Genomic DNA, 25,570 nt, shown 5'->3' with positions numbered 1-25,570 from the left:
GTTTTTTGTAACACTTTTTAAGCTATATTTGTATTGTTGTTGATTTATCAGCAACACTTTTTCTTTTTCATAGCAATTTTTCCCACTCAAATTTTGAGTGGGTTTTTTTATGATTAAGAATTGTAATTTTACATTAATATAGAAAATAGCAGACTTATCTTATCGTCACATTTTAATGTGAAGGAAAGTCCGGACACCAAAGAGTAGCATAGCGGATAACATCCGTCCAACGTGAGTTGAGGACAAGTGCAACAGAAAGCAAGTACAGTTAGGCTGTAGTGAAACCAGGTAAACTCTATGCGGTGCAATGCCATGTAAATTAGATTTTGAGGGTTACTCGCTCGATTCTAAAGGGTAGGCAGATGGATTCTAAGAGTAATTTTAGAACTAGATAAATGATAAGAACCTTTTTAAGGATACAGAATTCGGCTTATTAGTCTGCTTTTTTATATTTATTTATCAAATCTTCAAAATAAATTAAAAAAACAGGCTTTTTGTTGATTTTAATTCATTGTTTTTAGTAATAACTTTTTTTTATTCATTAATTGCTCCAATCTATTATTTATCTTTCAAAACTGAGTTAAAAAATGTAAGTTTGTACACTATAATTAACCACTACTTTTTATCAAAAGTTAATAGTATTAAAGATTTCATTAATGAGTATTTATAAAGATTACCTACAAGAGATTGAAGACAGAAAGGGTCTAGGTTTACATCCAAAGCCAATTGATGGTGCAGATTTGTTAAGCGCAATCATTGAACAAATTAAAGATGAGGATAATGAGTATAGAGAGGATTCTCTTAACTTTTTTATCTATAATGTGTTACCAGGTACCACAAGTGCTGCAGGTGTAAAGGCAACCTTTTTAAAAGAGATTATTCTTGGTGAATCAATTGTTAAAGAAATTTCTTCAGATTTTGCTTTAGAACAATTATCTCATATGAAAGGTGGTCCTTCAATTGAAGTGTTACTTGACTTAGTGTTAGATCAAAAAGATTTTGATATTGCTAAGAAAGCTGCAGAAGTTTTAAAAACTCAGGTTTTCTTATACGAAGCTGATACTGAAAGATTGGAAAATGCCATGAAAAAAGGTTGTCCAATTTCAAAAGATATCATTGAAAGTTACGCACAAGCAGAGTTCTTTACCAAACTTCCAGAAGTAGATGAAGAAATTGAAATCGTAACTTACATAGCTGGTGTTGGTGATATTTCTACAGATTTATTATCCCCTGGTGCAGATGCGCATTCAAGATCAGATAGAGAACTACATGGGCAATGTATTTTTGAGCATAACAAAGACATGCAAAAAGAAGTGTTAGCTTTAAAAGAGCAACATCCAGATAAACGTGTGATGTTAGTAGCTGAAAAAGGAACTATGGGCGTTGGGTCTTCAAGAATGTCTGGAGTTAATAACGTAGCCTTATGGACAGGTGTTCCATTTAGCAAATATGTTCCATTTATTAATTATGCTCCAGTAATTGCTGGTACAAATGGTATTGCACCAATTTTCTTAACTACAGTGGGAGTTACTGGTGGAATTGGAATAGATTTAAAAAACTGGGTAACAAAAAAAGATGAAAACGGTAAAACTGTTTATGATGCAGATGGAGAACCGGTTTTAGAACAAGTATATTCTGTAGAAACTGGTACAGTTCTTACCATTAATACAAAAGAGAAAAAATTATACAAAGACGGTAAAGCCGTTAAAGATATTTCTACAGCATTAACACCTCCAAAAATGGAGTTCATTAAAGCAGGTGGGTCATATGCTGTTGTTTTCGGTAAAAAATTACAAACTTTTGCTTGTAAAGCTTTAGGAATTGATGTTCCTCAGGTATATGCACCTTCAAAAGAAGTATCAATAGAAGGACAAGGCTTAACAGCTGTTGAAAAAATATTCAACAAAAATGCTGTTGGAACTACACCAGGAAAAACATTACATGCAGGGTCTAATGTGCGTGTAGAAGTTAATATTGTAGGATCTCAAGATACTACAGGTTTAATGACATCTCAAGAGTTAGAAATGATGGCAGCAACTGTTATTTCTCCAATTGTTGATGGTGCTTACCAATCAGGTTGTCATACAGCTTCTGTTTGGGATGATAAGTCAAAAGCGAATATCCCAAGACTTATGCAGTTTATGAACGACTTTGGTTTAATTACTGGTCGTGATCCAAAAGGGAAATATTTCCCAATGACAGATGTAATTCATAAAGTATTGAATGATATCACAGTAGGTGACTGGGACATCATTATTGGTGGAGATTCACATACACGTATGTCCAAAGGTGTGGCTTTTGGAGCAGATTCAGGAACCGTAGCTTTAGCATTAGCAACAGGAGAGGCAACAATGCCAATTCCAGAATCAGTGAAAGTTACTTTTAAAGGTGATATGAAGCCTTACATGGATTTTCGTGATGTAGTGCACGCAACACAACAACAAATGTTGAAGCAGTTTGGAGGAGAAAATGTATTCCAAGGACGTATCATTGAAGTTCATATAGGAACATTAACTGCTGACCAAGCATTTACTTTTACAGATTGGACAGCAGAGATGAAAGCCAAAGCTTCTATCTGTATTTCTGAAGATGATACTTTAATCGAATCTTTAGAAATTGCAAAAGGTCGTATCCAGATTATGATTGATAAGGGTATGGATAACGAAAAGCAAGTATTACAAGGTTTAGTTGATAAAGCAAATACTAGAATTACTGAATTAAAAACTGGTATTAAACCAGCTATAAGACCTGACGCTAATGCAAATTATTATGCTGATGTTATTATTGATTTAGATGAAATTGCTGAACCAATGATTGCGGATCCAGATGTTAACAATGAAGATGTTTCTAAACGTTATACGCATGATACTATTCGCCCATTATCATATTATGGAGGAATTAAAAAGGTAGATTTAGGTTTTGTTGGTTCATGTATGGTTCATAAAGGAGATATGAAAATATTAGCTCAAATGTTAAAAAACATTGAGGCTCAAAAAGGAAAAGTTGAATTTAATGCACCATTAGTTGTTGCACCTCCAACATACAATATTGTTGACGAACTAAAAGTAGAAGGAGACTGGGAAGTATTGCAAAAATACTCTGGTTTTGAATTTGATGATAGTGCACCAAAAGGTTTAGCACGTACTAAATATGAAAATATGTTGTACTTAGAGCGTCCAGGTTGTAACCTTTGTATGGGTAACCAAGAAAAAGCAGAACCAGGAGATACAGTAATGGCAACATCTACACGTTTGTTCCAAGGACGTGTTGTAAAAGATTCTGGTGAGAAAAAAGGAGAATCTTTATTATCATCAACTCCAGTAGTAGTATTGTCTACAATTTTAGGTAGAACTCCTACTATGGCAGAATATGAAGCTGCAGTAGATGGTATTGTTTTAACTAAGTTTAAACCATCACAAAAACAATTGGTAAGATAATCTTTCAATTGTTTAAGAATATTTAAAAGTCCAAATCTTAAGATTTGGACTTTTTTTATGGACTGTCATTTATCAATATCTTTTATTTAACCATAATTAATTTCATTTAAAAACCAAAAATCAAATTTTACCATAGTCTTATTATTTTGTATCTTAGGCTTATTAAATAATCATTAAAAAAATTAATGTATGGCTTTTGATATTGATATGATAAAACAAGTGTATTCAAACGTTGCAGAACGTGTTGATGCAGCTCGTAAGATTACAGGAAAACCTTTAACATTAGCGGAAAAGATTTTGTATTCGCATTTATGGGGTGGAAATCCAACAAAGGCATTTACAAGAGGTAAAGATTATGTCGATTTTGCTCCTGATAGAATTGCATTACAAGATGCAACAGCTCAAATGGCTTTATTGCAATTTATGCAAGCTGGTAAAAGCAAAGTTGCTGTTCCAACAACCACACATTGTGATCATTTAATTCAAGCAAAAAATGGAGCAAGTTCAGATTTGCAAACAGCATTAAATACAAGTAATGAAGTTTTTAATTTTTTAGAATCAGTTTCTAATAAATATGGATTAGGTTTTTGGAAACCAGGTGCTGGTATTATTCACCAAGTGGTTTTAGAAAATTATGCTTTTCCAGGAGGAATGATGATAGGTACAGATTCTCATACTGTAAATGCTGGAGGATTAGGTATGGTAGCTATTGGAGTAGGTGGTGCTGACGCAGTAGATGTAATGGCGGGTATGGCTTGGGAATTAAAATTCCCTAAACTAATTGGAGTTAAATTAACAGGAAAACTTTCTGGTTGGACAGCTCCCAAAGATGTTATTTTAAAAGTTGCTGATATACTAACGGTTAAAGGAGGTACAGGAGCTATAGTAGAATATTTTGGGCCTGGAGCTACTTCAATGTCTTGTACAGGTAAAGGTACCATTTGTAATATGGGAGCAGAAATTGGTGCAACAACTTCAACTTTTGGTTATGATGATTCTATGGAACGTTATTTGCGTGCTACAGATAGAGATGATGTTGCTGATGCAGCTAATGAAGTAAAAGATTATCTAACAGGTGATGCTGAGGTTTATGCAAATCCTGAGCAATATTTTGATCAAGTTATTGAGATTAATTTATCAGAATTGAGTCCTTTATTAAACGGACCTTTTACACCAGATTTATCAACTAAAGCAGGTTCAGATATGACTGCAGCTGCTAATAAAAATGATTGGCCTCTGAAAGTAGAGTGGGGATTAATAGGGTCTTGTACAAACTCTTCTTATGAAGATTTATCAAGAGCATCATCCATTGCTCAACAAGCAATAGATAAAGGATTAAAAACAAAAGCAGAATTTGGTATCAATCCAGGTTCTGAACAAGTAAGATATACTGCAGAAAGAGATGGTATTTTAGGTGTTTTTGAAAAATTAGATGCCACCATTTTTACAAATGCTTGTGGACCTTGTATTGGACAATGGGCAAGGTATTCTGATCCAGCTAACGCACCAAAAAATTCAATAATTCATTCATTTAATAGAAATTTTGCAAAACGTGCTGATGGAAATCCTAATACACACGCATTTGTTGCATCACCAGAAATGGTAGCTGCTGTAGCAATTGCTGGTCGTTTAGATTTTAATCCGATTACAGATAAATTAATCAACGAGAATGGTGAAGAAGTGATGTTAGATGAACCAACAGGATGGGAATTGCCTCCTAAAGGTTTTGAAGTAAAAGACGATGGTTTCATTGCTCCTGAAGAGGACGGAAGTCATGTTCAGGTTGCCGTAAAAGAAGATTCTGAAAGATTACAATTATTAACCCCTTTTGTTCCTCTAGGTGATACAATTACTGGAGCAAAACTATTAATCAAAGCCTTTGGAAAATGTACTACAGACCATATTTCTATGGCAGGTCCTTGGTTACGCTTTAGAGGTCATTTAGATAATATTGCAAATAATACGTTAATTGGAGCAGTAAATGCTTTCAATAAAAAGACAAACTTTGTTAAGAATCAATTAACAGGAGAATATGATGCAGTTCCAGCAACTCAAAGGGCTTACAAAAAAGCAGGTATCAAAACCATTGTAGTTGGTGACCATAATTATGGAGAAGGTTCTTCAAGAGAGCATGCTGCTATGCAACCTAGGCATTTAGGTGTTGCTGCTGTATTGGTGAAATCTTTTGCTAGAATTCATGAAACAAATCTAAAAAAACAAGGTATGTTAGGTTTAACATTTGCGAATGAATATGATTACGATTTAATTCAAGAAGATGATACATTTAACTTTTTAGATTTAAATGAATTTGCGCCAGATAAACCATTAAAAATAGAAGCAGTTCATGCAGATGGAACTAAAGATTTAATTGTGGCTAATCATACCTATAATCAAAGTCAAATTGATTGGTACAATGAAGGTTCTGCTTTAAACTTAATTAAAAAAGAAAACGCTTAATATTTAATAATTAGAAATTAAAACTCTCAAAGCAATTTGAGAGTTTTTTGTTGTAATAATATGATACTACAATCATTATAAATTTCTTAAATAATATTTCTAAAGAATCAATTCCTTTAACAGATAACTCATTTCCTTAGAAGATTATGTACACATAGATATTTCTAAAAACAACAAAGATTTATTGGATTTTGATTCATCTTCTTCCAAAGAATGGGAAAAATATATTGAATCTTATTTAGAAAAAAGTGACGCTAAAGTTGCTTTTGGAGGTTATTTAGAACAAAGAGATTTGTATGATAGAAGTGATTATTTTAAATAATCAAACTAAAGATAATCAAAGAAATATTCATTTAATAATTGATTTATGGTGTAAAGAAAACATAAAGGTTTTAGCAGTTTTAGATGGAGAAATTCATAGTTTTAAAAACAATAATAATTATGGAGATTATGGCCCTACTATTATATTGAAACATGGAATAGGTTCTCATAGGTTTTATACACTCTATGGTGATTTAACATTAAATTCTATTAAGAATATAAAAGTTAGAGATAAGGTATTGTAACTATAAATGGTGATTATGCTCCACATTTACACTTTCAAATTATTAAAGATTTAGAAAATAATATTGGTGATTACCCAGGAGTTTCATCTAAAGAAAATATTGAATTTTATAAAGATAATTGTCCGAATCCGAATTTTTTACTAAAAATTCCATCTAATTTTTAATGTTTTGTAAGCAATAACTTTCTTTTTAGACTTTAATATTAGTAATCATAAAGTTATCTGATATGAAAAATATTTGGTTTTTTGACAATGTAAACTTATTCAACCTTCTTTGTCCTCATAAATTTAAAGAATACAAGCAATGTCACACTTTTGATTCCTATAAAAAAAGTGACTATGTTTATTTTGAAGAAGATGCTGCCAATAAAATTTATTTAATAGAAAAAGGAAAAGTAAAAATTGGTTATTATACAGAAGAAGGAGATGAGATTGTGAAAGCAATTCTAACAAAAGGAGAGTTGTTTGGAGAAAAAGCCATTTTAGGAGAAGAAACAAGAAATGAATTTGCACAATCTATAGATGCTAAAACTTCAATATGTCCAATAGGAGTGGAGACCATGCACGATTTAATGCGTGATAATAAAACCTTCAGTTTAAAAATATATAAGTTTTTAGGGCTTCGTTTTAAAAAGTTAGAACGTAGATTACAATTAATTTTATTTAAAGATACCCGAACACGTTTTTTAGAATTTATGAAAGAATTGTGTGAAGAATATGGTTATGATTGTGATAAAACTGGTGATAAAGTAATTGTGCATCCCTATACTCAAAAAGACATTGCATCATTAATTGGTACTTCCAGGTCTAACTTAAATGTGCTCATGAATGAATTAAAAGAAGAAAATATCATCAATTTTAATAGAAAAGAGATAAGAATTTTTCAAAAAACTGCATAAGTGTTCGCTAGCTAACATTTCATCATTTCTTTAGCTAATAACTTTGTCATCAACATTAACATATAAAATTATTAAGATGAAAAAAGTTTTAAATTTAGTAATCGCATTTATCATAGCAACCGTATTTGTTGCTTGTAGCGATGACAATGCACCAACAACAGGTAATTTAACAATAGACTTAACAGGATTAGAAGAATTAGGTTCTAATTATGTTTATGAAGGATGGTTAATTGTAGATGGAAATCCGGTAAGTACAGGTACTTTTACAAGTGTTTCTTTTCCGCAAACTTACACTGTAGGTATTAGTGATTTACAATCAGCTACAAAGTTTGTATTAACAATTGAGCCAGCAGGAGAAACAGGAGCTGCAGCATTAGCACCAGCTGCTACAAAATTATTAGCAGGAGATTTTTCTGGAAATTCAGCAAGCGTTAATTCTGATAATATTGTTGTAGATAATTCAGGTTCTATTAAAACTTTAGGTGCATCTAGGGGAAAATACATTTTAGCAACTCCTACAGATGCAGACACTACTAATGAAGCAAGTGGAGTTTGGTTTTTAGATAACTCTAATGCTCCACCAGCAGTTGCAGGATTAGGTTTACCAACATTATCTGCAGGATGGAAGTATGAGGGATGGGTTGTTTTAAATGGAACACCTGTTAGTACAGGAACTTTTACTACTGCAGAAGGAGCAGATGATAATGCTACAACATCTCCTTACAAAGGAACTACTGGAAATGGACCAGGTTTTCCTGGAGAAGATTATTTAATAGGTTCTGCTGCTGGAGTTAATTTCCCAACAGATTTAAAAGGAGCAACAGTTGTAATTTCTGTAGAGCCTAGTCCAGATAACAGTCCAACTCCATTTACATTAAAACCTTTAGCACATGTAGTACCAGCTAATGCTGCTAATCATACAGTTTTAACAATGGGTGTAGGTCCAAAATCAATTTTATCTGGTACTGTCAACAGATAACAGAAATACAATCTTCTATTTAGTGTTAATGGTTGATTAAAAAAAAGGGTAATTGCTTTTACAATTACCCTTTTCTGTAAAAAATGCCTATGGAAACTTAAAAAGTTTACAATAGGCACCAACTAACCAACCAGTTGTTTTTTATGCTGCGTTAAGTTTTACAGGTATTCTGTATACTTCGCCTTTTTTTATGTTTTTTAAACTTAATTTTTTGTAATTTAATTTTCTTTTTACGAAAGATTCGAATTTAGCAATTTTAGAATCTACGTTCAAAACAACAACTTCGTTATTGTTATTTATTATAAAAGATATTTCTGCTCTACAAGAATGGTTAATTTGAAAAGGAATATTATCTCCTAGTAAAGAAACTATTTCGGTTCTAATGGTTTTCTCTTTTTTTAATGGATTTTTTTCGACTGCTGTTGCAGAAAATACAGTTGATAAACTAATTGCGACTACGGTAATAATTGTTTTTAAATTTTTCATGATATTAATTGTTTTAGGTTGCATTTATATCTGAAAGACGACCATTTTTAAAAAAGGTTTCACTAAAACATCACCTTTAATATAATCTTAACGTTATTTAACTGAAATTAAGAATATAATAATGATTTGTTAATTTTATTATATATAATTATGTATATGGGGTAAAGTTCTGTGAAATTATACTAAAAAGGTACAATATAGCTTCTTAAAATTAAGAGTTTTTTATGGTGTCAATAGCTTGCTTTATAATAGCGCACCCTTTTTTAAGTTCCGTATCAGAAATTGTTAGTGGAGGTGTAATTCTAATAGCTCTATTTTCAAATAGTAAAAAGAAAAGAATTAAACCATTTTCTAAACACTTATGAATAATTTTAGCAGCCAATTCGGGAGTTTCAACAATAGCAGATAACATTAAACCTTTACCTCTAATTTCTTTAATGGCTTTGTGTTGTAAATTTTTTCTGATAATTTTTTCTTTTCTTAAACTTTCAGATATTAAATTTTTAGAACTTATTTCTCTTATAGTTGCTAGACCAGCTGCAGCCATTACAGGATGACCAGCGAAAGTAGAAATGTGACCTAGCTTAGGATTATTTTTTAGTAAATTCATCATGTTAAATGAAGCAATAAAGGCACCAATAGGCATTCCTCCACCTAAACCTTTACCTGTAATAATAATATCTGGTGTAACATTATAGTTCTCAAAACCCCAAAAAAATCCTGTTCTGCCAATTCCTGTTTGGATTTCATCTAATATCAATAATGCTCCAACATCATTGCATTGTTTTTTTACTTTTAACAAATAATCATTTTTAGGTTCTATAAAGCCAGCACCACCTTGAATTGTTTCTAATATTACTGCAGCTGTTCTGTGTGTAATTTTTTTTAAATCATCTTCATTATTAAAACCAATAAACTTTGTGCCAGGAATTAAAGGTCTAAAGGCGGCATTTTGTTTTTCAACACCAGAAACACTCATGGACCCCATTGTATTTCCATGATACGAATTTTTAGCAGCAATAACTTCAAAACGGTTGGTAACTCTTTTTGCTAATTTTAAAGCTCCCTCAGTAGCTTCAGTCCCAGAATTTGTGATATAAACAGAATTTAAGCTTTTTGGTGATTTTTGTACCAATAACTTACATAAATCAACTTGAGATTGCTGAATAAACTCACCATAAACCATTACATGACTGTATTTTTCAAGTTGGTTTTTAATAGCATTAGTAACTTTAGGATGATTGTGTCCTAGACTATTTGCTGAAACACCAGCTACAAAATCTAGATATTCTTTTCCAGAAGAATCGTAAATATAACTTCCATTAGCATGAGAAATTTCTAAGGCAAGTGGGTGTGGAGAAGTCTGAGCTTGATATTTAAAAAAATCTGATTTCATTTATTCTTTTTTTAAAGGCAGATTTTTCTTTTTTTCATCAATAATGATGGGAGATTTTTTCAAGTAATTTTTAGGAGTATTATCTTTCTTTTGGTTAGAATCGTTTATAAAGATATCTTCTTTTGTTTTGGGTTGTTCATCTTCTCTCCAAATAAAACCATTAAGTTTTCGATCGTTTTCAGGAAACATAGATGGAGGATAAGTTTTTCCATCTGATTTTTTTAAATATTTAATAGTTTCAATTTCACCATTATTTAAAATAAACTCTATGTTACTAGAAATTTCTTTAGTAATGGTTTCAAGTTCATTGGTTTCTTCGTTTCTATTATAATAAATAGATTCAGCATTTCCTTTAACTAGTAGGGTTCGAAGTTTGTTTTTTTCGAATTTACCAAACATATTTCTGCCTTTTATTTGGTTAAAATCTTTTTCTGATATAGAATCTTTAGAAACAATAAAAGCATTATTTAAAACTTTTAACGAATCTAATTTTTCGGTTTCGACATTAGATAAAAGATGAATTGTGTCTCCGGTAATTTGATTTTTTTCCGACCATAAAACAGGGTTTTTAAACATTCGAGTTAATCCAGTTTCTTGATTGGTATGAATTGAATCGCACTTTCCTTGTAAATCCGACTTAAAGATTTTTACATTATGAAATGTTCTAAGTATTCTTTTTTCTGGTTTTCCGGTAATTAATAAAGTGTCACCGTGAACAAACATGGAGTCTTTATCTACAATAGATATTGCTAAAGCTCTTTTTACAACAAAAAGTGAGTCTTTAAATTCAAAAATTTCAGCATAATTACCTCTAGTAACAAGATTTTGAACTGTATCTATTACTTGAATATTATTTGTTGCAGATGCAAATCCATTTTTTTTGTCATAATACAAACTATCACCTTCTACAGTTCTTTCTTTTAAATACAGTTTTGCATTTTTTACAAAGTGAGAAATATCTGTTTTTGTATTATAAAAACCTCTTTCACAATAAATTTTATTCTGATTTTGTGTATTTGTTATTGTTGACGGTCCATAGAGATAAGCTAAACCACTATTAGTATAGTAATCTAAATGGTTAGAATTTATTTTATTCTCAGGATTTATAACAATAACTTTTGTAGTAGCAGTAAATTTTTTATTTTCTAAATAATAGTTTCCGTTTTTACTATTTAAAGTATTTGTGTCATCTTTAATGGTTGCATACGATTTGTAATATAACTTTTGATTTAACCTATCAAAATTTAAGGTATCAGTAGTTAGAGTCATTGTAGGGTCTTTTAGAACTACATTTCCCCAAGATAATGCTTGCTTAGAATTTGCATCATAATCTGCATAGTCACTAGTTTGTGTAATCGTATCTCCTTGTTTTACAATTACGTTTCCAATTGCTCTAAAAAAATTTCTTTCTTTATAATATAATGCTTGTTTACAAGTTAAGACAGCTCCTTCATGAGTCATTTTAACTTTACCAATTAGTAAAGTAGCCCCAGGATATTTTTTTTCATCTGCTTCTTGAATTTCAGCTTCATAAATTATCTTTTTGTTTTGCGAAAAAATAAAAGATGTTTGTAACAAGACAATAAATAAAAATATTTTTTTCAAAATAAGGTTTTGATTTTAGCAAAAATAATGAAAAGTCTATCGCTAGCTATTAAAGAAAAGTGAAATTATAATTTAACTATTATTCTATAAAGAAAATAATTTGTGTTTTATACTTTTTTTTGGGGGTAATATTTTTTTTACCCTTAGTTTAAATAATAATTTCTAATTTTCTTTTTAAATAATGCCTTAAACCCTGAATAATTATAGTCGAAACCCCAAAAAACATTAATGAACTAACAATTACTAAAATAAAGAAATAATGTTTTATTAATGACAATTGAAACCAGTTGCAAATTCCTTTATAAAAAATTAATACTTCAGATAGTATAAAGCCCAATAGGTAAATTTTTACCCCAAGTTTTGACAATTTAATTAAACCAAATTCATTAAAGAAAACAAATAAAGCTAAACTTACAATTCCTAAAAAAGTGAGATGCAAGTAACCAATTACAAAATCTGTAAAATAGGATACTAATTCAGCAAAAAAAGGAAAAATAGTTAATGTCTGTAAAACGATTTTAAGTATAAAAAGAAAGTAAATAAACTTTAATAATTTGAATACAGAAGGAGTGAATTTCTTGATGATAAATATCTTATAACTATTAAAGATAAGCTGTAGTTTTCCTAATGCAAATAATTGGTATAAAACTCCTAACCCAGATAAGAAGTATAAGAATTTATTTGGTTTCATCCACAAAAAAGATAAAAACAAGGTTAATACACCGCTAATAACCATATACTTGTAAAAAGGAGAAATAAATTCATTGTGAATATGTATTTTATGTTTTTCTAAAATAAAAATAAATATTCCTAAAAGACAAAAAATAAACCATCCGTTATATTGAAAGTGTAAGTAAAAATAAATTGCGTTTTTGTAGTAGGGTGAGGTATTTCCTAAAGTGTTCATTATTATTCCTAATGCCCAAGGTCCAAGACTAGAAACGGTCATAAAAATTAGGGAAGTATTTATAAACTTATATATATAAGATTTTTTCTCTAAATGATGATATTTCTTAAACAGGAAATAAAACCAATAAGAACAAATTAAAAAAAGAGTAGAGAAAAGTATAGAGAATAAAGCATACCCAGTAACAGGAAAACTAAAAAGCATTCCTACAATGGTAATGTGTGTTGCATAAAAAATATTTCTAAATTTCTTTTGTGCAGTTTTTTTTATGAATAAATAATAAATTAATGATGTTAAACTCACATATACCCAACCCAATAAAGCAATATGTGAATGAGTATGAAGTACATATTTATAATTTGCGTCAACATTTGTAACAGGAAAAAGACGAAGAAGTATTCCTAAAGATGAAGCTAATAATAAATAAAATAATGCAATGAGCATCTGTTTTTTTGCAGACATCATGCTTAAGAATTCAAAATATCTGAAATGTTATTATTAGCATCAAATTCTTTTGCCATTTCTAAAATGGATTTTGTTTTTAACTTTGTTAAAAGTTTATTTTTAAAAGGTGTATATAAGTGATGAACAACACAGGGTCTGTCTTCATTGCATTCTAATTGACCTAAAAAACATTCTTCAAACTTATCTATATTATCTATAGCGGCTATAATATCATATAATGTTTTCTTTTTATTACCTATAGTAAGATAAAAACCGCCATTAGGACCTTTTACAGAAGTTATAATTTTATTCCTTGATAATTCTTGCATCGTTTTTGCTAAAAAAGGTGCAGGAATCTCTAATTTTTCAGCTATTTGCTTGGCACCCATTTTATTATATACCGAACCAGTATTGGTTAGATATAAGACTGCTCTTATTGCGTATTTACTTGATTTCGTTAACATAGAAGATTGCAAGTTTGTAATTTAAATATAACAATATTATGATAATTATCAGCTTTTATTTTTTAAAACTATTATAAATTTGCTTTAATAAAAGATAGTTTTGTCTTTTATTATTTTAAAAGAACTAAAAACAAATAAAATGAAAATAATAAAAACAGTATGCTTACTAACTATTGCTAGTATATTATTGATTAGCTGCGGTAGTAAAAGCGATAAAAAAGAAATAGCATCAGTAGATCCTACAACAATCTATATTAAAGGAACAATGGATGCAGAACTAACTGCACCTCCATTTGTACCAGCACCAGTAGGTAATAGATCTGCTAAAAAATTAATAGTAAATATGGAAATTCTTGAAGAAGAAGGAACTATGACTGATGGTGTTAAATATGTGTATTGGACTTTTGGTGGGTCTGTTCCTGGAAGTTTTATTAGAACTCGAGTAGGAGATGAAGTAGAATTTACACTTTCTAATCATCCAGATAATAAATTACCTCACAATATAGATTTGCATGCAGTAACTGGTCCTGGTGGTGGGGCAACATCTTCTTTTGTGGCTCCAGGTCATAAAAAAACATTTTCTTTTAAAACCTTAAACCCTGGTTTATATGTATATCACTGTGCAACTGCTCCAGTTGGAATGCACATTGCAAACGGAATGTATGGATTAATTTTAGTTGAACCAGAAGGAGGTTTACCTAAAGTAGATAAAGAATATTATATAATGCAAGGTGATTTCTATACCAAAGGAGCTAATGGTGAAAAAGGATTACAACCTTTTGATATGAACAAAGCCGTTAAAGAAGATGCAGATTATGTGGTTTTTAATGGTAGTGTCGATGCTTTAACAGGAGATAATGCCATAACTGCAAATGTTGGAGAAACTGTGCGTTTATATGTTGGTAATGGTGGGCCGAATTTAACTTCGTCTTTCCACGTTATTGGTGAAATCTTTGATAATGTGCACATAGAAGGTGGAGATATGATAAATAAAAATGTACAGACTACTAGTATTCCTGCAGGTGGAGCAGCAATCGTAGATTTTAAAGTTGATGTACCTGGTACTTTTATAATAGTAGATCACGCCATTTTTAGAGCCTTTAATAAAGGTGCTTTAGGAATGTTAAAAGTAACTGGTGAAGAAAAGAAAAGAGTGTATTCAGGTGTAAAACAAGAAGGAATTTACAATCCGGAAGGAGGAACCATTCAAACAATGCCAGAAGATAAAAACAAGAAAAAAGTTGTCGTTCATTCAGGTGAAAAACCTTTGGCTAAAAAGATAGCAGATGGTAAACAAGTCTATATGAAAACCTGTTTTGCATGTCATCAAGCAGAAGGTCAGGGAATTCCAAATGCTTTTCCTCCTTTAGCAAACTCAGATTATCTAAATGCTGATGTAAAAAGAGCTGTAGGGATTATTTTAAACGGAAAAACAGGAGAAATTACTGTGAACGGTAAAAAATATAACAGTGTTATGACTAAGCAAACACTATCTGACGAAGAAGTTGCAGATGTAATGACGTATGTCTATAATTCTTGGGGTAATAATAAAACTAATGTAAAAATTAGTACTGTACAAGAAGTAAAAAACGGACACTAATAAGCTTTAAACCAACTCAATGAGAACTATTTTAAGATTGACAATCTGTATTTTATTTTTGTACACAACACATACAAGTTGTCAATCTAAAATGGTAAAAATTAAAGGTGGAGATTATATTCCGCTTTATGGTAGAGATTCTATGAGAGTAGCTGTAAAGGATATGCTTATTGATGTTTACCCAGTAACCAATAAACAGTTTTTAGAATTTGTAAAGAAGTATCCTAAATGGCAAAGATCTAATGCCATCAAATTATTTGTTGATGAGAGTTACTTAAGAGCATGGAAATCTGACACGATTTTAAACAAGAATCAAAAATTGAATTCACCAATTACAAACATTTCTTGGTTTGCAGCAAAAAGTTACTGCGAAAGTGAAGGCAAAAGATTACCAACTGTAGATGAATGGGAATATGTTGCCATGGCAAACAAAACAGTACCAGACGCAAGAAAAATTAAAAGTTATAATGAATTTATTTTAAGTTGGTATGAAAAACCTAAAACCTACGATCATATCATAGGTTCTACATTTAAAAATTATTGGAATGTCTATGATTTACATGGTTTAGTCTGGGAATGGACATCTGATTTTAGTTCAGTATTAATTTCTGGTGAATCTAGAAAAGATGTAGATACTGATAATAATTTATTTTGTGGAAGTGCTGCTGTAAATGCCACAGATTTAATGAACTATGCAGCCTTTATGCGCTATGCAATTAGAGGAAGTTTAAAAGCAAAATACACTATGAAAAATTTAGGGTTTAGATGTGTGAAAGAAGTAAAATAAAATTAAAATGAAGAAATACATATTTGTTTTTATGGCAATCGCCTCAATATTAGCTTCTTGCAAAAAGAATGCTGAAAAGGTAATTAGTAAAGTTGAATATCAATGTCCAATGAAATGTGAAGGGGATATAGTGTATTCTAAAAATGTCACTTGTCCTGTTTGCAAGATGGATTTAAAACCGATTTCAAAGCCTATAAAAGAAGTTAGTGCAGAGATTTCAGACGAATCAATTTTCAATTTAACTTCTAAATGGAATACAGAAGAAGGGAAATCTATCGTTTTAAAAGATTTAAAAGGGAAAACATTGGTTATGGTAATGATTTATACTACTTGTAAAGCAGCTTGTCCAAGATTAACTGCAGATATGAGGAATATAGAAGCTAAAATTCCTGAAGATCTAAAAAAGAAAGTACACTATGTTTTGGTTAGTATAGATCCAAAAAATGATACCTCAAAACGACTAAAAGAATTTGCAAAAGAAAATTATATGGATGGAGAAGAATGGACTTTTTTGCAAGGAACAGAAGATAATGTTAGAGAATTTGCAAACGTACTTGCAGTAAAATACAAGCAAATATCTCCTTTAGATTTTTCACATTCAAATATTATAAGTGTATTTAATCCGTTAGGAGAATTAGTGCATCAACAAGAAGGTTTGGGTGTAGATAACAAAGAAACAATTACAAAAATTATAGAAACAGTTAATAATAATTAAAATGAATATCACAGAAGAAAACACAATAGCAGAAGTAGTTACCTATAATATAAAAACAGCAGATGTATTCAAAAAACATGGAATAGATTTCTGTTGTGGCGGTGGAATCTCAATAAAAAAAGCATGTGAAAAGCACAATGTTTCTTATGAGAAAATTGAGGAGGAATTATCTTTAATTAATAACCCTGCTTCTAAGGCATACAATTACGATAGCTGGAAATTAGATTTTTTAGTAGACCATATAGAAAACATTCATCATACTTACGTGGCAGAAAACACGCCTTTAGTATTACAATATGCCGCAAAAGTGGCTAAAGTATACGGACATCATTATGCAGAAGTTATAGAAATAAACAAGCTATTTATGGCAGTTGCTCAAGAATTGGCTTCTCATATGAAAAAAGAAGAATTAATCTTATTTCCATTTATCAAACAATTGGTAAAAGCTGATAGAGAAGGACTCAAAGCAAATGTTCCTCATTTCGGAACTGTAAATAACCCTATTGCTATGATGGAAGATGAGCATGAAAATGCGGGTGATATTTTAAAAGAAATTAAAAAACTTTCGAATAATTACACCCCTCCAGAAGGAGCTTGTAACACGTTTAGAGCTTTGTATGCCAAACTAGAAGAGTTTGAAAACGATTTGCATCAGCACATACATTTAGAAAACAATATTTTGTTTCCCAAAGCCATTAGCTTAGAAGAAAAAAATAATAGCTTTTAAATGATTTGATAAGACACTTTTATTTCAATGATATAAGTCATCTTTTAAGAGAGTAAATAAGAATACATTGCGAACTTATTAAAATTTATAAATTTTAAATTAAATAATGAAAAACACACACACATTTCATATTCCTGTTATGGGAATTGGGTTCACAATAGATTCTCCATTAAAAGTTGCGCAATATGGTATAGATTCTGTAATTTCCTTGGTTGATGATATTTTAATCGAGAAATTAAGAAAGATTTATAGCGAAAAATTAGAGATTCCGTATAAAGAAATTTCTAATAAAGTTGATGATTTTAGAGCTAAACGAATTACGGCTTATTTAAACTTTATACATGAGCAAGCAGAGAAGAAGTTTCAAGCTTTAAAAAATGTTACCTCAGAAACTACAGATGCTCTAAAAGAGTATTTAGAGATGCTTCCTGAAACTTCAACTCTTAAAAAAGATTTCAAAACTTTCAAAACTAAAGGTTTTAATGTATCAAAAATAAAAGATTGGGCAAATGAAAATTTAACTATGGGTAGTATTGATGTAAATATTATGACCAAAATAGATAAAGATAATTATAGCAATAAAGAACAATTGCCCGTTGAATATAATGATGCTCATGCAGCACTTAGAGGTTATGCTCAGAGTGAATTGTCTTCTTCGTTAGTGCTTTCTGCTGGATTAAATTCTCGTTTGTATACGTACATTAGTAATTTTAAAGACTTTTTTCCTGATGAAAAAGGATTCATAAAAAAGAAAATTATTTTAAAAGTTAGTGATTATCGTTCTGCACTTATTCAAGGAAAAATTTTAGCAAAAAAAGGTTTATGGGTTTCTGAATATAGAATTGAATCTGGACTAAATTGTGGTGGACACGCTTTTGCCACTGATGGTTTTTTAATGGGACCCGTTTTAAAAGAGTTTAAAGAAAAAAGAAACGAGCTAAAAAATCAAATTCAAGAATTGGTTTTTGCTGCTCTTAATTTAGATGATAAAACAGTCCCTAATAAAGATTTAAGTTTAAAAATAACGGCGCAAGGTGGCGTAGGAACAGAGGAGGAGCAAGCCTTTCTTTTGGAAGAATATGATATTGATTCTGTTGGTTGGGGAAGTCCATTTTTATTAGTGCCAGAAGCTACAACTGTAGATAATGATACCTTAGAAAAATTATCAAAAGCAAAAGAAAAAGATTTGTATTTGAGCAATACGTCGCCTTTAGGAGTTCCTTTTAATACGTTAAAAGGAAATACAAAAGACATTCAAAAACAGATTAATATTGATAAAAATAGACCAGGAAGTTCTTGTCCGAGTAAATTTGTGGCTTTAAACAAAGAATTTAAAGAAACAGGCTTATGCACAGCATCTAGAGAATATCAATATTTAAAATTAAAGGAATTAGAGATTTTAGATTTCTCAGAAGAAGAAAAGGTTAAAAAGCAAGATGAAATTACCGAGAAATCTTGTATTTGTGTAGGTTTAGGAACTTCAGCTTTAATCATAAACAAAGCAGATCTTTCTAAAACTGGTGCTGGTGTTTCTGTTTGTCCTGGGCCTAATATGGCCTATTATTCTAAAATAATGAGTTTAAAAAATATTACAGATCATATTTATGGAAGAAAAAATGTAATTGATAGAACAGATAGACCTAATATGTTTATCAAAGAATTAAACTTATATTTTGAGTTTTTAGAAAACAAGTTAGAAGAAGTAAAAACTTCTTTGGATAAAAAACAGAAGCGTTATTTGATAAAATTTAAAAGAAACTTAGAACAAGGTATTTCTTATTATTCAGAGTTGTTTTCTGCTCAAAAGGAGCGTTTTTTAGATACCAAAGAGGATTTAATTAAAACTTTAGAATTAAAAGACAAAGAATTACAGTTTATTGGTTTAGAGTTAGAAAAACTATAATAATTAATTTTAGAAAAACTTAAAAAGCATCTTTTGATTTTTCAAAAGATGCTTTTTATATTTAAGAATAAGTAAATATTATCTATTAATTGTTTGTTTTCTATCTGGACCAACAGAAACAATTTTTACTGGAACTCCTGTTTCTTTTTCAATAAAAGCAACATAGTCTAATAAATTTTGTGGTAATTGATTTGCAGAAGTCATTTTTGTTAAATCTTCTTCCCAACCTTTAAATTCAGAATAGTTTACAGAAACATTTTCAGGTTCTATATTATAAGGCAAATGGCTTATTTCTTTACCTTTATAATTGTATGAAGTACATACTTTTAAGGTATCAAATCCAGATAAAACATCACCTTTCATCATCATAAGTTGAGTAACACCATTTACATCTACAGCATATTTTAAGGCTACTAAATCTAACCAACCACAACGTCTTGGTCTTCCGGTTGTTGCTCCAAATTCGTGACCAATTTTAGCCATTGTTGCTCCATCTTTATCAAATAATTCTGTTGGAAATGGTCCTGAACCAACTCTAGTTGTGTATGCTTTAAAGATTCCGAAAACTTCTCCAATTCTGTTTGGAGCAACGCCTAAACCTGTACATGCACCTGCAGCGGTTGTATTAGAGGATGTTACAAAAGGATAGGTTCCAAAATCAATGTCTAATAAAGAACCTTGTGCACCTTCTGCTAAAATTGTTTTTTTATCTTTTATAGCTTGATTTAGAAATTCTTCACTATCAATGAATTGTAAAGTTCTAAGCTTATCAATTCCTTTGCAAAATTCTGCTTCTAATTCTTTTAAATCATAATCAATTTGAACATCAAAAAATTCTAACATTTTAATGTGCTTTTCAGTTAAAGCATCATATTTTTCTTTCCAATTGTCTAGTTCTAAATCTCCAACACGCATACCGTTTCTACCGGTTTTGTCCATATAAGTAGGGCCGATTCCTTTTAAAGTAGAACCAATTTTAGCTTTTCCTTTAGAAGTTTCAGAAGCAGCATCTAAAAGCCTATGAGTTGGTAAAATTAAATGAGCTTTTCTTGAAATTAATAATTTAGATGTATAGTTAATGTTATGCTTGTCTAAGTTTTCTAATTCTTTTTGAAAGATAACAGGATCTATAACCACTCCATTTCCAACAACATTTAAAGCTGTTTTGTGAAAAATTCCAGAAGGAATAGTATGTAAAACATGTTTACTGCCATCAAAAATTAAAGTATGTCCAGCGTTTGGGCCTCCTTGAAAACGAGCAATAATATCGTAATTTTTTGTAAGTACATCTACAATTTTACCTTTTCCTTCATCTCCCCATTGTAATCCCAGTAATAAATCTACAGCCATTTTAGTTGTGTAATTAGTTGTTTGTGTTGTGTATTGTTAATTAAGATTTTTTCTTTTTTGTTCCGTAAAAATAAAGCGAATGACTATGAATATCTATATCAAATATATCTTCTATGGTTTTTTTTATAATTTGAATTCTAGGGTCACAAAATTCTTTTACATCACCAGAGTCTGTAAAAATTACATGATCGTGATTTTTATCAAAATAACTTTTTTCATATCGTGCCATAGACTGCCCATCAAATTGATGTTTTCTAACCAAACCACAGTCTAAAAGTAAATCTATAGTGTTGTATAATGTAGCTCTACTAACCCTATAATTTTTATTTTTCATTTTTATATAGAGCGATTCTATGTCAAAATGTTCATCAGCGTCATATATTTCTTGAAGAATAGCATAGCGTTCCGGAGTTTTTCTATGTTTTTTTTCTTCTAAATATGAAGTGAAAACTTTTTTAACTACTTCTTGGTTTTCAAGAGAATTACTCATTTATACAATGTTTTACGAAAAGGCAAATTTACAGTTATTTCTTAATAAAATATACTTTTTCATTAAAGGATATTTACAAAGTATTAACACGTTCTACTTTTTTCATACCTTCAATTTTCTGGAGATTTTTCATGAGCTTATCTAATTGAGAGCTGTTTTTTACAATAATTGATACTTTTCCATCAAAAATACCTTCATGACCTTTAATGTTTATGCTGTTTATAAAAACCCCCATATTATTAGATATTATTCTAGTAACATCATTTGCCATCCCTTGGTTATCTACACCAGCTAAATGCAAAATTGCTTTAAAATCTTGTTTTGTAGAATCAATCCATTTAGCCAACATAATTCGATATGCATAGTTGGATTGCAATGAAATAGCATTAGGACAGTTTTTTTTATGGACTTTTATGCCATCATTAATAGTTAAAAACCCAAAAACCTTATCACCAGGAATAGGATTACAACATTTAGACAACTTATAATCTAATTTTTCTTCTTCTTTACCAAAAACTAATGCATCGTATTTATTGGTAACTTCATCTTCAAGCTCTACAAATTGTTTCTCAGTGTTTGATGATCTTCTTAATTTTGTTTTAAAGAAATTTAAAATTTTACTATTTCTTTGGGCTACAAACGCTTTTAACTGAGTATTATCGATTGCGCCGTTACCGATTCTATAAAATAAATCAAAACTTGTTCTTAATTTAAAGTAATTAACTAATTCGTTTGTGTTTTTCTCATTGAAAGGTATTTTTAGATGACGCAACTTACGAAGTAAAACTGCTTTACCTTCCTCGGCTATCATTTTCTCTTCTTCTTTTAGAGCTGCTCTAATTTTTGCTTTTGCTCTAGCTGTAATCACAAAATCTAACCATCTGGAATTCGGCTTATTTGTTGCACTTGTAATAACTTCTATTTGGTCGCCGCTTTTTAGTTGATGACTTAAAGGCATTAATTTTCCATTAACTTTTGCGCCTCTACATTTTAAACCAACATCAGTATGAATCGAAAAAGCAAAATCTAAAGCAGTAGCATCTTTTGGAAGTGATTTTAAATCACCTTTAGGTGTAAAAACATAAATTTCTTTGGCATAAAGATTTAATTTAAAGTTTTCTACAAAATCAACAGCATTTAAATTCTGTGTTTCTAAAGTTTCCTTTAATTTATTTAACCAGTTTTCTAAACCTGAATCACCTTCTTCACCTTGTTTGTACTTAAAATGTGCTGCATAACCTTTTTCTGCAATTTCATTCATTCTCTTAGAACGAATCTGTACTTCTACCCACTTGGCATCTGGACCAACAACTGTTATGTGTAATGCTTCATAACCTGTAGATTTTGGCTGAGAAATCCAATCTCTTAATCTAGATGGATTGGGCTTAAAATAATCTGTAACAATGGTATATATTTTCCAAGCATCAAATTTATCATCTTTAGAATTGGGTTCATAGATAATTCGAATTGCATATTTATCATATACTTCATCGAAAGTTACATTCTGGTTAATCATTTTTCTACGAATAGAATAAATAGATTTGAATCGTCCTTTTATTTCATAGTTGAAATTTTCTTTATCAAGACCAGATTTTAAAGTATCTTCAAAACGTTTAAGATATTTTTGTTGATCTTCTTTACTTTCTTTAATTTTACTTAAAATTCCGCTGTAAGCTTCTGGTTCAGTATACTTTAGGCCTAAATCTTCTAATTCGGTTTTTATGTTGTACAAACCCAACCTATGTGCTAATGGGGCGTATATGTATAAAGTTTCTGATGCAATTTTTACTTGTTTATGAGAAGGCATAGCATCCATGGTTTGCATATTATGCAATCGATCTGCTATTTTTATTAAAATTACTCTTACATCATCATTTAATGTTAAGAGCATCTTTCTAAAATTCTCTGCCTGTATGGATGCATCTTGTTCTTTGTTTAAACGAGAAATTTTAGTAAGCCCATTGACAATTTTAGCAATGGTTTTACCAAAAAGATGTTCCATATCTTCTATAGTATATTCAGTATCTTCTACAACATCATGCAATAGTGCAGAGGCAATAGAAGTAGCATCCAAACCAATTTCATATGCTACAATTTTTGCAACAGCAATTGGATGAAAAATGTAAGGCTCTCCTGTTTTTCTTCGCTGTTTAGAGTGAGCATCTACAGCAATATCAAAAGCTTTTCTTATGAGATCTTTATCTTTTTTTGATAACACCTCATAAGTACCTTTTAACAAATCTTTGTAGCGATTTGCGATTTCTTTATTTTCTTCTTCTATGGTTGCTTTATACTCCATAAATTAGCTTAAAAAATAGGGCTATAATTAATAGAGTGAAAGTAGCAATAAGAATTTTAACAAACAAGAAATTAAGATTCTAAATTTTTAATTCTTTTAAGTAAAGTAGGATGTGAGTAATGTGCAATTACATAGGCTGGATGAGGTGTTAGATTGCTCAAACTATTTTTTGATAATTTTTTTAAAGATGAAATTAAAGACGCTGCTTCAAAAGTTTCTTTTGCGAAATTATCTGCTTGATATTCAAATTTTCTAGACATATAATTCATAAATAATCCTGTGATTTCAGAAATAGGAGAATATAAAATTCCGAATGCAATTAAACCAATATGAAAACTAGGAACCGATATTCCTAAAGCTTCTGATAAGACTGGAGAATTTACAAATAATGATAAAATGTATAGTGTAAGACCTGTTAACAATATGGATGAAATTAAGTTAAATATAATATGTTTTCGCTTATAATGCCCTACTTCGTGGGCTAAAACTGCTACAATTTCATCAGTTTCTAAATCGTTAATCAAAGTATCATAAAGTGTAATTCTTTTTTGCGAACCAAAACCAGAAAAGTAGGCGTTTGCTTTAGTTGAACGTTTAGAACCGTCAATAACAAATATATTATTTATTGTAAAACCTACTTTTTGGGCATAAGATTCTATAGCCTCTTTTAATTTTCCATCTTCTAAAGGACTTTGTTTATTAAAAAGAGGAACAATTAATTTTGCATGAAACATATTAATGAACAAAGAAAATAGAGCAACTAATACCCAGGCATAAACCCAGAAGTTTTTACCTGTTAACTGATAAAACCAAATGATTAATGCTAATATTCCACCACCTAAAAGTGCAGAAATAAATAGTCCTTTAATTTTGTCTAACCAAAATGTTTTTTTTGTTGATTTGTTAAAGCCAAACTTTTCTTCGATAACAAAAGTACTGTAATAGGATAGAGGAGTAGAAATAATCTCAGAGCCTAACATTATAATTCCAAAGAAAATTAACGCAATTAAAATAGGATGTTCTGTATAGCTTCTTGCAAAACTGTCTACATACTTAAAACCGTCAAAAAAAAAGAAAACCAAGGTTAAAATAGTTGTAAATAAAGAGGTTATATTAGAAAATTTAGCTGTTGTTTTTTTGTATAACTGTGATTTTTTATATTCATCTTCCTCATAAACATCTTTTAATTTATCTGGTATCTTATCATCAAAATGTTTTTCATTTAACGTATCTAATATTTTATCTACAATAAAATTCAAGATTAATATAAAGATAATGATATAAAAAAGTGTGGTTGGTTGCATTTCGTTATTTACTTTTTATGATTCTTTTCAGCAAAAATAGCAGCACCAATAATGCCTGCGTTATTCTTAAATTTGGCAACTTCAACAGGAACTTCAACCGTTAAGTGCTCTTTAAACCTATCGAACTTTTTACTAATTCCACCACCTAAAATGAATAACGATGGTGTGTGCAAAACTTTAACGTAATTCAAGAAAAAGTCAAATCTTTTTGCCCATTCAGATAATGATAATTCATCTCTTTTTCTTGCTGAATCAGAACAATTCAATTCAATAATTTCTCCATTGGTATGTAGTATTCTTCCTAATTCTACATTCGGTATTAACTTACCATTGTAAAATAATCCAGAACCAATTCCTGTACCAATTGTAACTACAATTACTTTTCCTTTAACTTTCTTCCCTGCTCCAAATTTTATTTCAGAGAAACCAGCTAAATCAGCATCATTACTTACATAAAATGTATTTCCGCACTCTTTCTTAAAGAGTTTGTCTATTTTTACATTTACCCAATCTGAATGTAAATTCCCGGGATGTTTACATACTCCATCAACAACAATAGTGGGAAAACAACATCCAACAGTACCTTTCCAATCAAAATGATTTACCATTTCTTTAATCACCTTAGAAACACTTTTTGGTAAAGCAGGTTTTGGTGTTGGTATTCTATGTCTTTCTGTAATGAGCTCTCCAGTTTTTGTATCTACAATGGCAGCTTTAATTCCAGTTCCACCAATATCTATACCTAATACTTTCATT

General features: G+C 30.1%; 21 protein-coding genes and 1 other RNA gene. 12 read left to right on the top strand and 10 right to left on the bottom strand.

Going from position 1 to position 25,570, the window contains the following annotated elements:
* The first annotated feature begins 145 nt into the window (after nt 1–145).
* The 7 genes from rnpB (at nt 146) to DIS07_RS07525 (ending at nt 8,337) form a co-directional block, all read left to right on the top strand.
* Nucleotides 146–449, top strand: an RNA gene (gene rnpB, locus DIS07_RS07550) — RNase P RNA component class A.
* Between the two features lie 207 nt (nt 450–656).
* Nucleotides 657–3,437, top strand: a complete 2,781-nt coding sequence (locus DIS07_RS07545; RefSeq protein ID WP_109404641.1) for a bifunctional aconitate hydratase 2/2-methylisocitrate dehydratase — start codon at nt 657–659, stop codon at nt 3,435–3,437.
* Between the two features lie 189 nt (nt 3,438–3,626).
* On the top strand, nt 3,627–5,894 hold the full coding sequence (locus DIS07_RS07540) for an aconitate hydratase (protein ID WP_109404640.1): 2,268 nt from the start codon (nt 3,627–3,629) through the stop codon (nt 5,892–5,894).
* Between the two features lie 184 nt (nt 5,895–6,078).
* Nucleotides 6,079–6,216, top strand: coding sequence for a hypothetical protein (locus DIS07_RS15180; RefSeq protein WP_235869111.1), 138 nt, complete (start codon nt 6,079–6,081; stop codon nt 6,214–6,216).
* Nucleotides 6,191–6,460 (top strand): hypothetical protein, encoded by a 270-nt coding sequence (locus DIS07_RS15175; RefSeq protein WP_235869110.1) that lies wholly within the window; start codon nt 6,191–6,193, stop codon nt 6,458–6,460. The genes DIS07_RS15180 and DIS07_RS15175 overlap by 26 nt, the downstream gene beginning before the upstream one ends.
* A 226-nt stretch (nt 6,461–6,686) precedes the next feature.
* Nucleotides 6,687–7,358 carry a Crp/Fnr family transcriptional regulator gene (locus tag DIS07_RS07530; protein WP_109404639.1) on the top strand — a complete coding sequence of 224 codons (672 nt, stop codon included), beginning with the start codon at nt 6,687–6,689 and terminating at the stop codon, nt 7,356–7,358.
* Between the two features lie 76 nt (nt 7,359–7,434).
* The gene (locus tag DIS07_RS07525) at nt 7,435–8,337 is read left to right on the top strand and encodes an anti-sigma factor (RefSeq protein ID WP_109404638.1); all 903 of its coding nucleotides are present in this window, start codon (nt 7,435–7,437) and stop codon (nt 8,335–8,337) included.
* Between the two features lie 141 nt (nt 8,338–8,478).
* Here DIS07_RS07525 and DIS07_RS07520 read toward each other — a convergent pair whose 3' ends face one another.
* The 5 genes from DIS07_RS07520 to DIS07_RS07500 form a co-directional block, all read right to left on the bottom strand.
* Nucleotides 8,479–8,823 carry a hypothetical protein gene (locus DIS07_RS07520; protein ID WP_109405050.1) on the bottom strand — a complete coding sequence of 115 codons (345 nt, stop codon included), beginning with the start codon at nt 8,821–8,823 and terminating at the stop codon, nt 8,479–8,481.
* Nucleotides 8,824–9,034: 211 nt separating this feature from the next.
* A complete protein-coding gene (locus DIS07_RS07515) occupies nt 9,035–10,219 on the bottom strand; it encodes an aspartate aminotransferase family protein (protein ID WP_109404637.1) in 1,185 nt (394 codons plus the stop codon).
* A complete protein-coding gene (locus tag DIS07_RS07510) occupies nt 10,220–11,824 on the bottom strand; it encodes an OstA-like protein (RefSeq protein WP_235869109.1) in 1,605 nt (534 codons plus the stop codon).
* Nucleotides 11,825–11,972: 148 nt separating this feature from the next.
* Nucleotides 11,973–13,193 carry a hypothetical protein gene (locus DIS07_RS07505; protein ID WP_146190719.1) on the bottom strand — a complete coding sequence of 407 codons (1,221 nt, stop codon included), beginning with the start codon at nt 13,191–13,193 and terminating at the stop codon, nt 11,973–11,975.
* A gap of 5 nt (nt 13,194–13,198) precedes the next feature.
* Nucleotides 13,199–13,639 carry an RrF2 family transcriptional regulator gene (locus DIS07_RS07500; RefSeq protein WP_109404635.1) on the bottom strand — a complete coding sequence of 147 codons (441 nt, stop codon included), beginning with the start codon at nt 13,637–13,639 and terminating at the stop codon, nt 13,199–13,201.
* Between the two features lie 139 nt (nt 13,640–13,778).
* Here DIS07_RS07500 and nirK point away from each other — a divergent pair, with 139 nt between their 5' ends.
* From nirK to DIS07_RS07475, 5 genes are all read left to right on the top strand, one after another.
* A complete protein-coding gene (gene nirK / locus DIS07_RS07495; RefSeq protein WP_109405048.1) occupies nt 13,779–15,239 on the top strand; it encodes a copper-containing nitrite reductase in 1,461 nt (486 codons plus the stop codon).
* Between the two features lie 19 nt (nt 15,240–15,258).
* Nucleotides 15,259–16,026, top strand: a complete 768-nt coding sequence (locus DIS07_RS07490; protein ID WP_109404634.1) for a formylglycine-generating enzyme family protein — start codon at nt 15,259–15,261, stop codon at nt 16,024–16,026.
* A 7-nt stretch (nt 16,027–16,033) separates the two neighbouring features.
* Nucleotides 16,034–16,741, top strand: coding sequence for an SCO family protein (locus DIS07_RS07485; RefSeq protein ID WP_235869108.1), 708 nt, complete (start codon nt 16,034–16,036; stop codon nt 16,739–16,741).
* Nucleotide 16,742: 1 nt separating this feature from the next.
* On the top strand, nt 16,743–17,468 hold the full coding sequence (gene ric / locus DIS07_RS07480) for an iron-sulfur cluster repair di-iron protein (protein WP_109404633.1): 726 nt from the start codon (nt 16,743–16,745) through the stop codon (nt 17,466–17,468).
* Between the two features lie 106 nt (nt 17,469–17,574).
* The gene (locus DIS07_RS07475) at nt 17,575–19,371 is read left to right on the top strand and encodes a hypothetical protein (protein ID WP_109404632.1); all 1,797 of its coding nucleotides are present in this window, start codon (nt 17,575–17,577) and stop codon (nt 19,369–19,371) included.
* A 78-nt stretch (nt 19,372–19,449) separates the two neighbouring features.
* Here the strand turns inward: DIS07_RS07475 and DIS07_RS07470 are convergent, their stop codons facing one another.
* The 5 genes from DIS07_RS07470 to ppgK form a co-directional block, all read right to left on the bottom strand.
* A complete protein-coding gene (locus DIS07_RS07470) occupies nt 19,450–20,721 on the bottom strand; it encodes an adenylosuccinate synthase (protein ID WP_109404631.1) in 1,272 nt (423 codons plus the stop codon).
* A gap of 40 nt (nt 20,722–20,761) precedes the next feature.
* Complete coding sequence (locus DIS07_RS07465; protein ID WP_109404630.1) at nt 20,762–21,211, bottom strand: Fur family transcriptional regulator; 450 nt, start codon at nt 21,209–21,211, stop codon at nt 20,762–20,764.
* A gap of 73 nt (nt 21,212–21,284) precedes the next feature.
* A complete protein-coding gene (locus DIS07_RS07460; RefSeq protein WP_109404629.1) occupies nt 21,285–23,510 on the bottom strand; it encodes a RelA/SpoT family protein in 2,226 nt (741 codons plus the stop codon).
* Between the two features lie 71 nt (nt 23,511–23,581).
* Complete coding sequence (locus DIS07_RS07455; RefSeq protein ID WP_109404628.1) at nt 23,582–24,814, bottom strand: M48 family metallopeptidase; 1,233 nt, start codon at nt 24,812–24,814, stop codon at nt 23,582–23,584.
* 8 nt (nt 24,815–24,822) lie between these two features.
* Nucleotides 24,823–25,569: a polyphosphate--glucose phosphotransferase gene (ppgK, locus tag DIS07_RS07450; RefSeq protein WP_109404627.1), complete on the bottom strand. Its 747-nt coding sequence runs from the start codon at nt 25,567–25,569 to the stop codon at nt 24,823–24,825.
* Nucleotide 25,570 lies beyond the last annotated feature (1 nt).

Source organism: Polaribacter aquimarinus (genome assembly GCF_003129485.1).
Classification (GTDB): domain Bacteria; phylum Bacteroidota; class Bacteroidia; order Flavobacteriales; family Flavobacteriaceae; genus Polaribacter; species Polaribacter aquimarinus.
Note: the sequence above shows the minus strand (reverse complement) of the source record. Positions and strands in the feature narration are given on the sequence as shown.

Coding starts and splice junctions, on each gene's coding strand:
- DIS07_RS07545 (WP_109404641.1), top strand. CDS start 657: ATGAGTATTTATAAAGATTACCTACAAGAGATTGAAGACAGAAAGGGT.
- DIS07_RS07540 (WP_109404640.1), top strand. CDS start 3,627: ATGGCTTTTGATATTGATATGATAAAACAAGTGTATTCAAACGTTGCA.
- DIS07_RS15175 (WP_235869110.1), top strand. CDS start 6,191: ATGATAGAAGTGATTATTTTAAATAATCAAACTAAAGATAATCAAAGA.
- DIS07_RS07530 (WP_109404639.1), top strand. CDS start 6,687: ATGAAAAATATTTGGTTTTTTGACAATGTAAACTTATTCAACCTTCTT.
- DIS07_RS07525 (WP_109404638.1), top strand. CDS start 7,435: ATGAAAAAAGTTTTAAATTTAGTAATCGCATTTATCATAGCAACCGTA.
- DIS07_RS07520 (WP_109405050.1), bottom strand. CDS start 8,823: ATGAAAAATTTAAAAACAATTATTACCGTAGTCGCAATTAGTTTATCA.
- DIS07_RS07515 (WP_109404637.1), bottom strand. CDS start 10,219: ATGAAATCAGATTTTTTTAAATATCAAGCTCAGACTTCTCCACACCCA.
- DIS07_RS07505 (WP_146190719.1), bottom strand. CDS start 13,193: ATGTCTGCAAAAAAACAGATGCTCATTGCATTATTTTATTTATTATTA.
- DIS07_RS07500 (WP_109404635.1), bottom strand. CDS start 13,639: ATGTTAACGAAATCAAGTAAATACGCAATAAGAGCAGTCTTATATCTA.
- nirK (WP_109405048.1), top strand. CDS start 13,779: ATGAAAATAATAAAAACAGTATGCTTACTAACTATTGCTAGTATATTA.
- DIS07_RS07490 (WP_109404634.1), top strand. CDS start 15,259: ATGAGAACTATTTTAAGATTGACAATCTGTATTTTATTTTTGTACACA.
- DIS07_RS07485 (WP_235869108.1), top strand. CDS start 16,034: ATGAAGAAATACATATTTGTTTTTATGGCAATCGCCTCAATATTAGCT.
- ric (WP_109404633.1), top strand. CDS start 16,743: ATGAATATCACAGAAGAAAACACAATAGCAGAAGTAGTTACCTATAAT.
- DIS07_RS07475 (WP_109404632.1), top strand. CDS start 17,575: ATGAAAAACACACACACATTTCATATTCCTGTTATGGGAATTGGGTTC.
- DIS07_RS07470 (WP_109404631.1), bottom strand. CDS start 20,721: ATGGCTGTAGATTTATTACTGGGATTACAATGGGGAGATGAAGGAAAA.
- DIS07_RS07465 (WP_109404630.1), bottom strand. CDS start 21,211: ATGAGTAATTCTCTTGAAAACCAAGAAGTAGTTAAAAAAGTTTTCACT.
- DIS07_RS07460 (WP_109404629.1), bottom strand. CDS start 23,510: ATGGAGTATAAAGCAACCATAGAAGAAGAAAATAAAGAAATCGCAAAT.
- DIS07_RS07455 (WP_109404628.1), bottom strand. CDS start 24,814: ATGCAACCAACCACACTTTTTTATATCATTATCTTTATATTAATCTTG.
- ppgK (WP_109404627.1), bottom strand. CDS start 25,569: ATGAAAGTATTAGGTATAGATATTGGTGGAACTGGAATTAAAGCTGCC.